The 17142-nt window shown below is 66.8% G+C and carries 5 protein-coding genes; 3 read left to right on the plus strand and 2 right to left on the minus strand.

Annotated elements, in window-relative coordinates:
* Nucleotides 1–7 precede the first annotated feature (7 nt).
* On the minus strand, nucleotides 8–589 hold the full coding sequence (locus D906_RS02465) for an NTP transferase domain-containing protein (protein WP_027615213.1): 582 nt from the start codon (nucleotides 587–589) through the stop codon (nucleotides 8–10).
* 219 nt (nucleotides 590–808) lie between these two features.
* On the opposite strand from D906_RS02465, the gene dsbD reads away from it, so the two are divergent.
* The 3 genes from dsbD to dsbG are packed head-to-tail and all read left to right on the plus strand — an operon-like array spanning nucleotide 809 to nucleotide 4117.
* Nucleotides 809–2521 carry a protein-disulfide reductase DsbD gene (gene dsbD / locus D906_RS02470; protein WP_027615214.1) on the plus strand — a complete coding sequence of 571 codons (1713 nt, stop codon included), beginning with the start codon at nucleotides 809–811 and terminating at the stop codon, nucleotides 2519–2521.
* The gene (locus D906_RS02475; RefSeq protein WP_016711685.1) at nucleotides 2521–3357 is read left to right on the plus strand and encodes a TlpA disulfide reductase family protein; all 837 of its coding nucleotides are present in this window, start codon (nucleotides 2521–2523) and stop codon (nucleotides 3355–3357) included. The genes dsbD and D906_RS02475 overlap by 1 nt, the downstream gene beginning before the upstream one ends.
* Before the next feature lies 1 nt (nucleotide 3358).
* A complete protein-coding gene (gene dsbG, locus D906_RS02480; protein WP_016711686.1) occupies nucleotides 3359–4117 on the plus strand; it encodes a thiol:disulfide interchange protein DsbG in 759 nt (252 codons plus the stop codon).
* 60 nt (nucleotides 4118–4177) lie between these two features.
* Here the strand turns inward: dsbG and D906_RS02485 are convergent, their stop codons facing one another.
* Entirely contained in the window at nucleotides 4178–17131 is a 12954-nt protein-coding gene (locus D906_RS02485) for a non-ribosomal peptide synthetase (RefSeq protein WP_027615215.1), read from the minus strand.
* Nucleotides 17132–17142: the final 11 nt, after the last annotated feature.

The raw sequence follows: 17142 nt of genomic DNA on the forward strand, positions 1-17142 counted from the left end.
GGGCGGATTAAGGTGGGATTATGAACCAAGCGAGGCCCTGCGGCGTGTCGACATCCAGCAATACCCCCGCATCTTCCAGCTCGACCACCACACAGCTACCCCGGTGAGCCTGCACCACCGAGCGTGCCCCTTCATCGCCATGCAGTTGCCCCAGCGCCGGCCAGAAATCCCGCCCGAAGATCACCGGGTGCCCCTGCTGCCCTGCATGGCGTGGCAGCACGATACGGGACGCATGGGCGGCCCCGACCAGCCGGCCCAGGGTTGCCGGCTCGATCCATGGCATGTCACCCAGCAAAATCGCTACCGCCTGTGCCTGGCTGTCGTGAAGCGACCGTGCCCCGACAGCCAGGCTATGCCCCATACCGGACGCGGCATCTGGGCTGCCGATTACCCGGCAACCGGCAGGTAACCCGAAATCCTCCCCGCGCTCCCCCTCACGCAAGACCACACGCACCTCGTCGAACACCGCCCTGGCCCGCGCCACACTGTGCGCCAGCAGGCTGCGGCCATCGGCCAGGGTCGCCCGGCGCTTGTCGGAACCGAAGCGCGTGCTGCTGCCAGCCGCCAACACCAGCGCGATCACACTCACAGCGCCACCTTCTGGCGCTTGCCAAACCACTGCAGCGCCCGGCATACCCCCTGTCGTTCACAATGCTGCACGTTTGCTCCGCCTTCAGTTCGACGAATCGCAGAGATTCAAGACCGACATACAGGGGGCCACAATTCGTATCCGTTGAAAAGGGGTTAACCTTGAGTTAATCGACTCCAGCCAGCATGGCCCCATTCCTGGATCTGCCAAGGCGAAGACATGCGCGTTTTCCTGCTCTTCCTGACACTGTTGCTGGCCGGCCCCTTGCAGGCCAACCCGTTCGACGTCAAACCTGACTTTCTACCGGTCAACCAAGCCTTCGTGCTCACCCACGACCGCCAGGCCGACGGCCAGATGCGCCTGTACTTCCAGATCAAGCCGGGCTACTACCTGTACCAGAAGCGCCTGAAGTTCGACGGCCTGCCCGCCGACCAGCACCCGCAGCTGCCGCCGGCGCTCAACCACCATGACGAGTTCTTTGGTGACAGCGCGGTATACCGCGACCAGCTTGAGCTGCTGCTGCCCGCCAATGCCCAGGGACAACTACGCCTGGGCTGGCAGGGCTGTGCCGACGCCGGCCTGTGCTACCCGCCGCAAACCACGCAAATCGACCTGGGTGGCAGTGTGGCGCCTGTCGCCGAGCAAGCCGGCGACCAGGCACTGGCCAGCGGCCTGCAACAGGGCCACCTGGTCTGGAGCCTGCTGGCGTTCTTCGGCCTTGGCCTGCTGCTGGCCTTTACCCCCTGCTCGCTGCCAATGCTGCCGATTCTGGCCGGGCTGGTGCTGGGCAACGGCGCCAGCGCTCGCCGCGGCTGGCTGCTGGCCGGGGTGTATGTGCTAAGCATGGCGCTGGTGTACGCCGCCCTGGGCGTGGTCGCCGCGCTGCTGGGTGCCAGCCTGCAAGCCTGGCTGCAGCAACCCTGGCTGCTGGGCAGCCTGGCAGTGTTGTTCGTGCTGCTGGCCCTGCCAATGTTCGGCGCCTTCGAACTGCAACTGCCCGCCGCCCTGCGCGACCGCCTGGACCGCGCCGGGCAAGGCACCCGTGGCGGCAACCTGTATGGCGCCGCACTGCTGGGGGCGTTGTCCGGCCTGCTGCTTGGCCCGTGCATGACCGCGCCACTGGCCGGTGCGCTGCTGTACATCGCCCAGAGCGGCGACGTGTTGCAAGGCGCGCTGGTGCTGTTCAGCCTTGGCCTGGGCATGGGCGTACCGCTGCTGTTGCTGGTGACCCTGGGCAACCGCTACCTACCGCGTCCGGGCGCCTGGATGGAGCGGGTCAAGGGCGTGTTCGGCTTCGTGTTCCTGGCCATGGCGCTGTACACCCTGCGCAGCCTGCTGCCCGCCACCCTGCTGCTGGCGCTGAGTGGCGCCTGGCTGATCGCCCTGGCCTGGGCCAGCTGGCCGGCCTTGCAGCGCCAGCCAGCATTGCGCGCCGTGCCACTGCTGGGCGCCCTGTGGGGCGGCCTGTTGCTGGTAGGCGCAGCAGCCGGCGGCGACGACCTCTGGCAACCCCTGCGCCCGTTCGCTGGGGGCGCCACGCCGGCCGCCGCCCAGCAAGCCGAAGACCGTTTCGTGACGGTGAGCCGCCCTGAAGACCTGCAACGTGAACTGGATGCGGCAAAGGCCCGTGGCCAGTGGGTGATGCTCGACTACTACGCCGACTGGTGCGTGTCGTGCAAGGTCATGGAAAAGCAGGTGTTCGCCCGCAGCGACGTGCAGGCCGGCCTGGCCGGTGTGCACCTGCTGCGCCTGGACGTGACCGCCGACAGCCCGGCCAGCAAAGCCTTGCTGCAGCGCTACCAGGTACCCGGTCCGCCCAGCATCATCTGGATCGGCCCGGAAGGCGACGAACGCCGCGCGCGGCGCATCACGGGTGAAGTGGACGCCGCCACGTTCCAGCAGCACTGGGCCCAGACCAGGAGCCAAGGCTGATGCTGACCGTAACCCTCGGGCCACTGACCATGGCCCTCAACCACCTGCTGATGCTCGCCGCCCTGGGGATCGCCAGCGTGGTCGGCTGGTTTGTCGCCCGGCGTGGCGGCGAAAGCCCCGAGTCGGCACTGTTCAACCTGTTCCTGATCGGTGTGCTGGCTGCCCGCGCAGGCTTCGTGCTGGCCTACTGGCCGATGTACCGCGATGAGCCGTTGCAGATCATCGACATTCGCGACGGCGGCTTCCTGTTCTGGTCGGGCCTGGCCGGTATCGTCCTCGCAGCCCTGTGGCAGGGCTGGCGCCAACCGGGCCTGCGTCGCCCGCTGGGTTGGGCGCTGTTCAGTGGTGCGTTGTTCTGGGGCCTGGCCAGCCTGGGCGGGCACCTGTACAGCAAAGGCACCGAGCTGCCGGAACTGAGCCTGCGCAACGCTGGCGGCCAATCCGTCGCCTTGCACAGCTACCGTGGCAAGCCGCTGGTGATCAACATCTGGGCCACCTGGTGCCCGCCCTGCCGCAGGGAAATGCCGGTGCTGCAACAGGCGCAAAGCGACTATCCGCATGTGACCTTTCTGTTCGTCAACCAGGGCGAAACCCCGGAAAACGTCAGCACCTTCCTTGCCACCACCGGCCTGAGCCTGACCCATGTGCTGTTCGACGGCACCGGCCTGCTGGCCCAGCGCGTCGGCTCCATGGCCCTGCCCACCACCCTGTTCTACGACGCCGACGGGCGGCTGGTCGGCAGCCACCTGGGCGAGCTGTCCCGGGCCAGCCTGCGCCACGCCCTGGAGCCTTTCGACCGGGCCACCGCGCCCGCCCCTGCCGCACAAGGAAACTGACATGCGACTGACTGCACTGCTGCCCCTGTCCCTGGCCCTGCTGGCCGCCCCCGCCTTGCAGGCCGAAGAGCTGCCCAAGGCCGTTCAGCAACTGCAAGCCAAGGGCGCCGTGATCAAAGGCAGCTTCGACGCGCCCAACGGCCTGCGCGGTTACGCCGCCGAGTACCAGAACAACGCCCTGGCCCTGTACCTCACCCCCGACGGCAAGCATGTGCTGGTCGGCAGCCTGTTCGACGAACAAGGCAAGGACCTGAGCGCCGAACCGCTGGAAAAGCTGGTGTATGCGCCGATGAGCAAGGAAATCTGGGCGAAGATGGAGAAAACCGCGTGGATTGCCGACGGCAAGGCCGATGCGCCACGCAAGGTGTACCTGTTCAGCGACCCGAACTGCCCGTACTGCAATATGTTCTGGGAACAGGCACGGCCATGGGTGGAATCGGGCAAGGTGCAGTTGCGCCATATCATGGTCGGCATCATCCGCGAGGACAGCCCGGGCAAATCGGCAGCCCTGCTGGCGGCGAAAGACCCGGCCAAGGCATTGCAAGCGCATGAAAAAGCCGGCAAGGCCAGCAAGCTGAAGGCACTGGAGCAGGTGCCGGAGGCCGTGCAGCAGAAGCTGGCGGCGAACATGGCGTTGATGGAAGAGATGGGTTTGCAAGCAACCCCGGCGATTTTCTATCAGGATGAACAGGGCAACTTGCAGAGCCAGCAAGGGGCACCTCGGCCGGAGATGCTGGGCAAAATTCTCGGCAAGCGCTGAAATACGGGTTGCCTGTGCCGGCCTCTTCGCGGGTTTACCCGCGAGGAGGCCAGTGCAGGTTTACAACCCTTCCAGCTCGGCCATCAGGTCACTGAGCCGGTCGACCTTGTCGTCATCCAGCGCACTGCCCTGCAACCCCTGCACATACTCGGCCAGCTCCTCCACCGTGCTGCACTCGAACATCGCCCGCAGTGGCACGTTCAGTTGCAGCTGTTTCTGCACCCGCGAAGCGATCTGCGTGGCCAGCAACGAATGCCCGCCCAACTCGAAGAAGTTGTCGCGCACCCCCACCCGCTCGGTCTTGAGCACATCGGCCCAGATACCGGCCAACACTTCCTCCAGCTCGTTGCGCGGCGCCTGATAGGCCTGGCTGTGCTGGCCGCCGATGTCGATGGCCGGCAACGCCTTGCGGTCGAGCTTGCCATTGGCGTTGTGCGGCAGGTGGTCGAACCAGCCCCAGTGCAGCGGCACCATGTATTCCGGCAACTCGGCACGAAGGCGTTGCTTGATCTGCTCCAGCAGAGCGGCATCGGCGGCGATACCCTGGTGTGCCACCAGGTAACCGACCAGGTGCTTGCCATTGACGCCTTCCTGCACGCCCACCGCTGCATCGCGGATTTGCGCCTGTTCGTGCAGGCGGGCTTCGATCTCGCCCAGCTCGATGCGGTAGCCGCGAATCTTCACCTGGTGGTCGATGCGCCCTACGTACTCCAGCACACCGTCCGGGCGCTGGCGCGCCAGGTCACCGGTGCGGTACAGGCGCTCGCCCGCGGCACCATGCGGGTGAGGGATGAACGCCAGTGCAGTGCGCACCGGGTCGCCAACGTAGCCACGGCCCACGCCGGTACCCGCCACACACAGCTCGCCCACCGCGCCCAGCGGCACCAGTGCCTGCTCTTCGTCGAACAGGTACAGGCGGTTGTTGTCGGTCGGCGTGCCAATCGGCAAGTAGCTGCCTTGGGTCGACGCGGCATCGACGCGGAAGAACGCCACGTCATCGGAGCATTCTGCCGGGCCGTAGGCGTTGACCAGGCCGATCTGCGGGTAACGTTGCAGCCATTGCGCGGCCAGCTCCGGTGGCATGGCTTCGCCGGTCGGCAGCATCCAGCGCAGGCCATCGAGGGCCTGGTGGTCGTTGGCCAACATGCCCTGGATCAGCGACGGCACGCTTTCCAGCACGGTGATGCCGGTGGCTTGCACATGCGCCAGCAGGCCCTGAGGGTCATGGGCGATGGCGTTCGGCACAATCTCCACCTTGGCCCCGAACAACGGTGCGGCGAGGAACTGCCACACCGAAATGTCGAAGCTTTGCGAGGCAGTCTGGGCGATCACGTCCTGCTCGCTCAGCGCCAGGTACGGCACCTTGCTCAGCTGGTTGTTGAGCATGCCGCGCTGCTCCACCATCACCCCTTTTGGCAGGCCGGTGGAGCCTGAGGTGTAGATCACATAGGCCAGGTTGTCCGGGCCACTGTGAATGCCTGGGTTATGGCTGGCAACCTGACTCGCCTGGATGTCTTCCCACACCAGCAACTGTGGCCGTACCGCAGCCTCCAGTTCGCCCAGCAGTTGCCGACCTCGCTCGGCACAGGCCGCGCTGCACACCAGCACCGGGGTACGGCTGAGCTGGATGATGCTTTGCAGGCGCGCCGCCGGCAGGCCCGGGTCCAGTGGCAGGTAGCCCGCACCGGCCTTGAAGCTGCCGACGATCATGCCCAGCAACGGCAGCCCGCGCTCGGCCAGCAGCGCCACCGGCTGGTCCACGCTCACACCCGCTGCGACCAGGGCGTGGCCCAGGCGGTTGGCCGACAGGTTCAGCCCGGCATAGTCGTAGGACGCTTCCAGGCAGCGGGCCACGGTACGTTCCGGGTGCGCGGCCACCTGCGCTTCGAACAGCGCAATGTAACTGTGCTCCAGCGGGTAGTCGCGGTAGGTGCGGTTGCAGTCTTCCAGCAGGAAGCGCTGTTCTTCTGCCCCCAGCAGCGGCAGTTCGCTTACCTCACCCTCGAAGCCTTGCACCAGCGCCAGCAGCAGGCGCTTGAACTCGGCCAGCAGGCGCTCGACGGTCGGGGAGTCGAAGTAGCGCTGGTCGAACGACAGGTGCAGGCCAAGGTCGTCGCCCGGGTAGCACACCGCCGTCAGCGGGAAGTTGGTGTGGGTACGGCCCGAATCGGAACTGGCATTCAGGTGCTGGGCATGATCGAGCACGGCGGTTTCCACCGGGGCGTTCTCGAACACGAACAGGCTGTCGAACAGCGGCTGGCCTTTGGGCAGCTCGCTGCACTCCTGAATCGCCACCAGCGGCAGGTATTCGTACTCGCGCAGCTCCATGTTGCTTTGCAGCAGGCCTTGCAGCCACTGGCGCACACTGCGGCGCTCACCGGCTTCCGGCAACTGCACGCGCAAGGCAACGCTGTTGATGAACAGGCCGACGGTGCGCTGCATCTGCGGCATGCTCACCGGGCGCCCGGCCACGGTCACGCCAAAGGCCACATCGCGGTCGCCGCTGTAACGCGCCAGCACCAAGGCCCAGGCCGCCTGGGCGAAGGTGTTGACGGTGAGCTGGTGGGCCTGGGCCAGTTCGCGCAGGCGCACGCCATCACTGGCGTCAAGGCGGGTGTAGCAATCGCCCACCACCATGCCGCTGCCGGCGTGGTCATGGCGCAGCGGGCGGTCACTCGGGATGGCAGTGGCGCGCTCGAAACCGGCCAGGTTCGCCTGCCACCAGGCGCGTGCATCGTCCAGGCCCTGGCGTTGCAGCCAGCCGATGTAGTCGCGGTAACGTGGCGGCACCGGCAGTTGGGCCTGACGGCCTTCGCCAAGGGCCTGGTACACCTCGAAGAAGTCGTTCATCAACAGCGAGCGGCACCAGGCATCGATCAGGATGTGGTGGTTGCTCATCATGAACCAGTAGCGCTCGTCGGCCACGCGCACCAGGCGCAGGTGGAACGGCGCCTCGCTGAGCAGGGCGAACCCGGCCTCGCGCTCCTGCTTGTGCAGGGCTTGCAGGCGCTGCTCCTGAGCGTCGTCCGCGAGGCCGCGCCAGTCTTGGTAATCCACCGCCAGGTTGCCCGGTTTGTGAATGATCTGCAGCATCGCCTCGCCGCTGTTCCAGCTGAACGATGCGCGCAACGCTTCGTGGCGCGCAACCACGGCCTGCCAGGCCTGGGCGAAACGCTCGGGGTCCAGGGCGCTGTTGATGCGGTAGCGGTCCTGCATGTAGTACAGGCCCGTGCCCGGCTCCAGCAGGGTGTGCAGCAGCATGCCTTCCTGCATTGGCGTCAGCGGGTAGACGTCTTCGATCTGTGCTGCTGGTACAGGCAGCGTGTCGATCTGCTCCTGGCTAAGGTGTGCCAGCGGGAAGTCCGACGGGGTGAAGCTGCCGTTGCCATCGGCCAGGCAATGAGCGACCAGCGCCAGCAGCTCCTGGCGGTAGGCCTCGGCCAACGTTGCGATGGTGCGTTCGTCGTAGCGTTCGGCACTGAAGGTCCAGCGCAGTTGCAAGGCACCGCCATACACCTGGCCATCGACGCTCAGCCAGTTGGGCAGCGGTGCGTCGAGGTCATGCGCCAAGCCGGCCGGGGCTTCCAGCGGCTGGAACAGCGCCGCGCTGTCGAACTGCTGGTCGAACTGGCCCAGGTAGTTGAAGGTGATGCGCGCCTGCGGCAAGGCCGCCATCTGCTCGCGCCCTTGCGGGTCGGCCAGGTAGCGCAGCACGCCGTAGCCCAGGCCTTTGTGCGGCACCTGACGCAGTTGTTCCTTGATGCGCTTGATCGAACCGGCCCGCGCCGCATCGTCCTCGCCTGGCTGTGGGCGCAGGCTGAGCGGATACGCGTTGGTGAACCAACCGACGCTACGGGTCAGGTCCATGTCTTCGAACAACCCGTCACGGCCATGGCCTTCAAGCTGCACCAGCACTTCCTCATCGCCGCTCCAGCGGCACAAGGCTCGCGCCAGCGCCGTCAGCAGCAGGTCGTTGACCTGGGTGTGGTAGGCCGCCGGGGCCTGTTGCAGCAGTTGCCGGGTCTGCTCCACATCCAGGCCGATGGCCAGGGTGTGGGCGTGGCGGTGCAGGTTGCCGCCTTGCGGGTGGTCGCACGGCAACTCGCGGCGCACGCCACCCAGCTGGCCTTGCCACCAGCCCAGTTCGTCACGCAGCGAATCGCTGCCCGCGTAGCTGGCCAGGCGCGCGGCCCAGTCGCCCATGGCGTGGGTCTTGGCCGGCAGCGGCTGGCCACGGTACAACGCCTGCAGGTCTTCCAGCAGTACCCGCCAGGACACGCCATCGACCACCAGGTGATGAATCGCCAGCAACAGGCGCTGACTGCCCTGCCCGTCACGCACCAGCAAGGCACGCAGCAGCGGGCCCTGTTGCAGGTCGAGGCTGCGCTGCAAGTCGGTGTACAGCGGCTGGCAATCGGCAAAGTCGGCGACCGTGGCGGTCCACAGCAGTTGCTCGGCGGCTGGCTGGGCGTACTCGGCCTGCCAGCGACCACGGGCCTCGCTGAAGCGCAGGCGCAAGCTGTCGTGGTGCTCGAGCAGTGCGGCCAAGGCCTGCGCCAGCGCATTCTCATCCAGCGATTGACGCGCCTCCAGCAACACCGCCTGGTTCCAGTGCTGCGGCTGCGGCACTTCGCTGTCGAAGAACCAGTGCTGGATCGGCGTCAGGCCGACCTGGCCCTGGCGCTGGCCCTGCTCGATGGTGCTCACGGCTTCGCTGTGCTTCACCACCGCTGCCAAGGTCTGGATGGTCTGGTGCTGGAACAGGTCGCGCGGGGTGAATTGCAAGCCGGCCTGGCGGGCCCGGCTGACCACCTGAATCGACAGGATCGAGTCGCCGCCCAGTTCGAAGAAGTTGTCTTGCACGCCAACCTGGGCCACGTTGAGCACATCGCGCCAGATCTGCGCCAGTTGCGCCTCCACTTCGTTGCCGGGGGCCTGGTATTGCTGGCGGGCCTGTTCCAGATCGGGCAGCGGCAGGGCACGACGGTCGAGCTTGCCGTTACCCATCAGCGGCAGGCTTTCGAGCAGCACCAGGTGCGCAGGCACCATGTAGTCCGGCAGGTGCTGGCGGGCATCGGCTTTCACCGCGTTGCGCAACACGTTTTGCGCCTCGCTACCGGCAGCCGCCTGCTTGCACACCAGGTAACCCACCAGTTGCTTGCCACCGGGCAAGTCGAGGGCCAGCACCACAGCCTCGTCGACATCGGCATGCGCCTGCAGGCGGCTTTCGATTTCGCCCAACTCGATGCGGAAGCCGCGAATTTTCACCTGCTGGTCGGCACGGCCGACGTACTCCACCAGGCCATCCGTGCCCAGGCGTACCAGGTCGCCGGTGCGGTACAGGCGCCCGCCTTCGGTGTTGAACGGGTCGGCGACGAAGCGCTCGGCGCTGAGGCCCGGGCGGTCGTGGTAACCCTGGGCCAGGCCGGCACCGCCGACATACAGCTCGCCAATGCCGCCCTGTGGCAACAAGGCCAGGTCTTCGTCGAGGATGTAAGCAGTACGGCTACCAATGACGCGGCCGATCGGCACGCTGCCCAGCTCTGCCGGCAGCGTTTGTGGCGCCAGGCAGGCCAGCGGCATGACCACGGTTTCGGTTGGGCCGTAGGCGTTGAAGAACTGCTGCGGCGCAAAGGCCTGGCGAATACGCTGCAGGTGCTCGCCAGTCAGCGCTTCGCCACCGGTAATCACCAGGCGCACCGCCAGTTGTTCGCCGTGCCCGCCCAGATACTGGGCCAACTGGCTGCCATAGCTGGGGGTAAAGCCCAGAATGCTTACCTGCTGATCACGTACCAGCTGGCAGATCTCTTCGGCATCCCACTGCCCCTGGGCGCGCAGCACCACGCGGGCACCGCACAGCAGCGGCACCCACAGGCGCTCGCTGGCCGCGTCGAAGTTGATCGAATAGAAATGCAGCTCGCAGTCATCGCTGCGCATGCCGAATGCGGCAATCACCGCTTGACAATGCATGGCGAATTCGCCGTGGCTGACCACCACGCCTTTGGGCTTGCCGGTAGAGCCGGAGGTGTAGATCAGGTAGGCCTGGTGCTGCGGCAGGCTGACGTTGTCGAGCGGTGCATCGCTGTAGGCCGACAGGCTGGCGGCATCGTCTTCCAGGCTCCAGCGGGCCACGCCTTCAGGCAGCTCGCCCAGGGTTTGCAGCAGCTCGCGCTGGCTGATCAGCAAGCCAATGCGGCTGTCTTCGATCATGTAGCGCAGGCGGTCGAGCGGGTACTCCGGGTCCAGCGGCACATAGGCGCCGCCCGCCTTGAGGATGGCCAGCAGGCCGACGACCATTTCCAGCGAGCGCTCTAGCGCCATGCCCACGCGTACCTGCGGACCGACACCGCGCTCACGCAAGGCGCGGGCCAGGCGGTTGGCCTGCTGGTCGAGCTCGGCGTAGGTCATGTGCTGGCCGGCGAAGGTCAGCGCACCCGCCTGTGGCGTGCGTGCCGCCTGGGCGGCGAACAGGCCATGCAACGTGTGGTCAAGGTCGAAGTCCTGCTCACCCTGCAACTGCTCCACCAACACCTGCTGCTCGGCGCTGCTCAGCATCGGCAGCTCGCACAGGCGCTGTTGCGGGTTGTCCAGCAGACCGACCAGCAGTTGTTGCCAGTGCTCGGCCATCCGCGCGATGCGTGGCTCGTCGAACAGGTCGCGGCTGTAGGTCAGGCAGCAGCCCAGGCGGCCGTCGAGGTCGGTCACCTCCAGGTACAGGTCGAACTTGGTGGCGCTGGCGTCGTTGACCAGGTAATCCACCTGCATGCCGGCCAGCGTACGGCTTTGCTGGAAGGCCCAGCGCTGCACGTTGCACATCACCTGGAACAGCGGGTTGTAGGCACTGCTGCGCGGTGGCTGCAAGGCCTCGACCAGCTGGTCGAACGGCAGGTCCTGGTGCGACTGGCCTTCGATGGCGGCCTGGCGCATCTGCTCCAGCAGTTCGCTGGCGGTCATCTGCCCGTCCAGCTCGCAACGCAGCACCTGGGTGTTGAGGAAGGCGCCAATCAGGCCTTCACTTTCCGGGCGAATGCGGTTGGCCACCGGCGCGCCAATGCGCAGGTCTCGCTGGCCGCTGTAGCGGTGCAGCAAGGCGGCCAGGGTGGCGGTCATGGTCATGAACAGGGTCAGGCCGCGCTGGCTGTTGAAGGCATGCACGCGAGCGACCAATGCCGGGTCGAGCTCGAAGCGGTACAGCTCGCCACGGTGGCTTTGCACGGCCGGGCGCGGGCGGTCGGCGGGCAATGCCAGCACCGGGTGTTCGTCGCCTAAGCGAGCCTTCCAGTAATCCAGCTGGCGGGCCCCCTCGCCGCTTTCCAGCCACTGCCGTTGCCACACGCTGTAGTCCAGGTATTGCACCGGCAGCGGCGCCAGCGGCGATTCGCGGTCATCGACAAAGGCCTCGTACAGTTCGCCCAGTTCGCGGGCGAAGATGTCCATGGCCCAGCCTTCGGTGACGATGTGGTGCAGGGTCAGCACGAAGAAGTGCTCACGCTCCTCGGCCTTGACCAGGCAGGCGCGCAGCAGCGGGCCACGCTCCAGGTCAAACGGCTGGTGCGCCTGGTCGTCAGCCAGTTGTTGCAGGCGTTGCCGGCGGGCATCGGCGGGCAAGGCGCTGAAGTCTTGCCAGTCCAGTTGCAGGCCGCTGTCTTCGGCCACGCACTGGTACGGCACACCGTCGATGCTGGGGAAGGTGGTGCGCAGGGTTTCGTGGCGCACGATCAGCGCCTGCAATGCACGCTCGAAGGCGTCTACATGCAGGGTGCCGCGCAGGCGCGCCATGCCGCCGACGTTGTAGGCCGGGCTGTCCGGCTCCATTTGCCAGAGGAACCACATGCGCTGCTGCGAATACGACAACGGTACGGCCTGACGGCGGTCGACACGGGCGATTTCGCTTTGCAGGTTGCGCTCGCCGGCGGCGCGGATGCGTTCGATCTCGGCACAGAACGCGCCCAGCTCGCTGGCTTCGAACAAGGCCTTGAGCGGCAGCTCGACGTCACAAGCCTGGCGGCTGCGCGAGACGATCTGGGTGGCCAGCAGCGAGTGCCCGCCCAGGGCGAAGAAGTCGTCCTGCAGGCCGACACGCGGCAGCTTCAGCACCTCACGCCAAATGGCAGCGACCTGCTGTTGCAGTTCGGTTTTTGGCTCGACGTGTTCGCGTTGCTGCCACACCGGTGCCGGCAGCGCCTTGTGGTCGACTTTACCGCTGGGGCCCAGTGGCATCTGTGCCAGCGGGATGAGTTGCGCCGGCACCATATAGGCCGGCAGTTGCTCAGCCAGCACCGCCAGCAACTCGACGGGTTGGGCACTGCCGCTGTAATAGCCGACCAGTTGCGCGCCGACGGCATCCTTGTGAATCAATACCAGTGCCTGCTCGACACCGGCCTGGGCCAACAGGCAGGCCTGTACTTCCTCAGGCTCGACACGGAAGCCGCGCACCTTCACCTGCTGGTCGAGGCGACCGAGGTACTCCAGGGCCTCAAGCTGAACCTGCCAGCGGGCGCGGTCGCCGCTGCGGTACAGGCGTTCGCCATTGCCGTCGGCCTGGGGCACGAAGCGTTCGGCGGTAAGGCCGGGGCGGCCCAGATAGCCACGGGCCAGGCCTGCGCCACCGAGGTACAGCTCGCCCGGTACGCCGGGAGCCGTCAGCTCCAGCTCATCGTCCAGCACGCGGCACAGCACATTGCCCAACGGGCGGCCGATGGGCGAGCGCTCGCCATCCGCCACCTGGCAGTGCCAGTGGGTGACGTTGATGGCGGTTTCGGTCGGGCCATAGCGGTTGTGCAGTTGCACCTGCGGCAGCACTTGCAATACGCGGTCGCGCAAGGCGGCAGACAGCGCTTCGCCGCCCGAGAACACGCGGCGCAGGCTGTTGCAGGCGGCCACCTGCGGCTCCTGGACGAACACTTGCAACAGCGGCGGCACGAAGTGCAGCGTGGTCACGCCATGGGCCTGTACCAGCGCAGCGATGCGCTGCGGGTCGCGGTGCTCGCCGGGGCCGGCCAGTACCAGCTTGCAACCGGTGACCAGCGGCCAGAAGCATTCCCATACCGATACGTCGAAGCTGATTGGCGCCTTCTGCATCAATACATCGCTGTCGTTCAGCGCGTAGGTGGTCTGCATCCACTGCAAGCGTTCGGCCAGTGCCGCATGGGTGTTGCCCACGCCTTTGGGCTGGCCGGTGGAGCCGGAGGTGTAGATCACGTAGGCCAGGTTGTCGCCGTGCAGGTGCAGGCCGGGCGCGTGGCTGGGCCAGCTGTCCAGGTGCAACTGGTCGAGGGCAATGGCGCTGACGCCGTCGACATGTGGCAGCTTGCCCAGCAGGCTGCTATGGCTCAGCAACAGGCCGGCGTTGCAGTCGGCGAGCATGTAAGCCAGGCGTTCGGCCGGGTAGTCGACATCCAGCGGCACGTAGGCGCCGCCGGCCTTGAGTATGGCCAGCAGGCCAACCAGCAACTGCGGCGAACGCTCGATGGCAATGGCTACGCAGGTGTCGGGGCCGACGCCTTTGTCACGCAGGTAATGGGCCAGGCGGTTGGCCTGCTGATGCAGCTCGGCGTAGTCGAGGCTGCCGCCGTCCCAGGCCAGCGCTGTGCGCTGCGGGGTCAGTCGGGCCTGTTCGTTAAGCTGCTCGACCAGCAGCCGTTGCGGCGCGATGGCCGGCGCCTGGCCCCAGCTCAGCAGCTGCGCTCGGCTAGCCTCGTCCAGCAATTGCACCTCGCCCAAGGCCCGCTGTGGCGCAGCACTGACTTGCTCCAGCAGCGCCAGCAAGTGATGGGCCAGGCGTTTGACAGTGCTGACGTCGAACAGCTCGGCGGCATAGTCGAAAGCCAGGCTCAGGCGGCCCTGGTGGTCTTCTTCACTGTGCAACTGCAAGTCGAACTTGGCTTCGCGGCTGTGCCACGGCAGCTCCTCGGCCAGCAGGCCCGGCAGGCGACGCAAGGCCGACAGGTCGCGCTGCTGGTGGTTGAACATGACCTGGAACAGGCCCTGCTCGCGTGCTTCGGGCAGGGCTTCGACCAGCTGTTCGAACGGCAGGTCCTGGTTGGCCTGGGCGTCCAGGGTGGCTTGGCGCACCTGGGCCAGCAGCTGCGTGAACGGCAGGCGGCCGTCGAGCTGTGCGCGCAGCACCTGGGTATTGATGAAGAAGCCGACCATGCCTTGGGTTTCCAGGCGCGGGCGGTTGGCGTTGGGCACGCCGACGCGGATGTCGGCCTGGCCGCTGTAGCGGTGCAGCAGCGCCTGCCAGCCGGCCAGCAGGACCATGAACAGGCTGGCCTGTTGTTCGCGCGCCAGGCCCTGGAGTGCTTCGGCGAGCTTGGCCGGCACCTTGAGGTTGAAGCGTGCGGCGCTGTGCTCGCGCTGGCTGGCACGGGGGTGGTCGGTGCACAGATCCAGCGCCGGCAGGTCATCACCCAACTGTGCCTTCCAGTACTGCAATTGGCGTTCGGCTTCACCGTCGGCCAACCATTGTCGCTGCCAGGTGCCATAGTCGGCGTAACCCAGGGTCAGCGGCGCCAGGCTGGTCTCCAGGCCTTGGCAGCGGGCGGCGTACAGCTTGGCGAATTCATCCAGCAGGATGTTCAGCGACCAGCCGTCGGCGACGATGTGGTGCAAGGTCACCCACAGCTGGTGGTCTTCGTCGCCCAGCCGGGCCAGGGTCACGCGCAGCAACGGGCCTTGGGTCAGGTCGAACGGCTGACGGGCTTCGGCTTCACGCTGGGCGCTGACCTGCTCTGCGGCCTGGCCTTCGAGGTCCAGGCGGCGCAGGCTGAACGGCTGTTGCGGCAGGATACGCTGCAGGGCCTGGCCGTCTTCTTCACTGAAGACGGTACGCAGGGATTCGTGGCGTGCCACCAGCGCCTGAAAGGTAGCCTCCAGCGCGCTTTCATCCAGCTCGCCACGCAGCTGCAGGCCGGCCGGAATGTTGTAGGCTGCCGATTGTGGCTCCAACTGCCACATCAGCCACAAGCGGTTTTGCGCCAGCGACTGGGGCAAGGCCTGGCCGCGTTCCAGGGTTGCGATAGTGGCGCCTTCGGCAGCGCCCTGCGCGATGATCGACGCCACAGCGCTACTGTAATCGGCCAGCACCGGCGCTTCGAACAGGGTGCGCAGGCTCAGGTTGATACCCAGCTCATCGGCCAGTCGGGCGGTGGCCTGGGTGGCGGCGATGGAGTTGCCGCCCAGCAGCAGGAAGTGGTCGTACGCCGCAATCGCCTCGATCTTGAGGATGTCGCGCCACACCGCAGCGATGCGTGCCTGCAGTTCATCGGCAGCACCCGCGCCTGTAGCGGCTTCGCTCACATCCGGGAAGCGGGCATAGCAGTCCAGGCTGCCATCGTCCATGCGCAGGCGGCAGGCCGAGCGCTGCAGCTTGCCACTGGAGGTCTTGGGCAGCGCGCCGGGGTTCAGCAGCAGGACCACGGCAGGGGCCTGGCGGCAGGCATCGGCGATTACCTGGCGCAGGGTCTTGATGAGGTCCTGGGGCTTGATTGCCTTTTGCACGTTGCGGCTGATCTCCACCGCCACGCCGATGCCCTCCTCGCCCTGATGCTCGACAGCGAACACGGCCACCCGGCCTTTGCGCAGTACTTCAACTTCACGCTCGAGGGTTTTCTCCAGGTCCTGCGGGTAGAGGTTCTGCCCACGCACGATCAGCATGTCTTTCAGGCGCCCGGTGACGAACACCTCGCCCTCGCGCATAAAGCCCAGGTCGCCGGTGCGCAGCCAGGTCTGGCCGTCCATTTCAACGAAGGTGCGGGCGCTGGCTTCGGGGTTGCGCCAGTACCCCCGGGCGATGCTCGGCCCGCCAGCCCAGATTTCACCCACCTGGTTATCGCCCAGCACCTGCAGTTGCCGGGGCTCGACGATGCGCACGGCGTGCCCGGGCTGCGGGTAGCCGCAGCTCATCAGCACGCTGCCCTGGCCCGGTTGGGCACGGTTGGCGGCGAAGGCTTCGGCGTCCAGCTCCAGCGCGGCGATACCCTGGCCGCGGCGGCTGCCGCTGACGAACAGGGTGGCTTCGGCCAGGCCGTAGCTGGCGAAGAAACTGGACGCATCGAAACCGCAGGCCTGGAACTTGTCGGCGAAGGTGGCCAGGCTGTCCTGGCGGATCGGTTCGGAGCCGGAATAGGCCACGCGCCAGCGGCTCAGGTCGAGCCCGGCCAACGAGGCCTCGCTGACCCTTTCGCTGCACAGGCGGTAGGCGAAATCGGGGCCGCCGCTGATGGTGCCACCGTACTCGCTGATGGCCTGCAACCAGCGCAGTGGCCGGGCCAGGAAGTAGCCCGGCGACATCAGCACGCACGGCACGCCGCTGAAAATTGGCTGCAGCAGGCCACCGATCAGGCCCATGTCGTGATAGAGCGGCAGCCAGCTGACGATCACGTCGTCGGGGTTGAGGTCGATGCCGAAGCCTTGGCGGATCAACTGTTCGTTGGCCACCAGGTTGCCATGGCTGACCTGCACGCCCTTGGGCAACGCGGTGGAGCCCGAGGTGTATTGCAGGAAGGCGATGTCATCGCCCTTCAGCGTGGGCGCGCGCCAGTTCGCCGCCAGCGCCGGGTCCAGGCCGTCCACCGCCAGCAGTTCGGGGGCGTTGTGCGCCGCCAGCGCTTCCAGGCCCTGCAGGTTTTCGTGCAACGCCGTCACGGTCAACAGCAGGCGTGGTTCGGCATCGGCGATGATCGACAGCAGGCGTTCCTGGTGGTGCTGACGTGCAGACTCCGGCGGGTAGGCCGGCACCGCGATCACGCCCGCATACAGGCAGCCAAAGAACGCTGCCACATAATCCGGGCCACTGGGGAACAACAACACCGCACGGTCGCCGAAGCTGGCACGGGCCTGCAGGGCGGCGGCGATGGTGCGCGCGCGCTGGTCGAGGTCCCGATAGCTGAGCACCGCCTGCTCGCCAGGGGCGTCGGCCAGAAAGCGCAAGGCTACCTTGTCCGGGGTCTGTGCGGCGCGTTGCGCCAGAGCCTGGACCAGCGAGAGCGGGAGTTCGAAGGCGTCCGTCATGGGGTGTTCCT

The organism is Pseudomonas sp. LAIL14HWK12:I1 (assembly GCF_003202095.1).
GTDB classification, from domain to species: domain Bacteria; phylum Pseudomonadota; class Gammaproteobacteria; order Pseudomonadales; family Pseudomonadaceae; genus Aquipseudomonas; species Aquipseudomonas monteilii.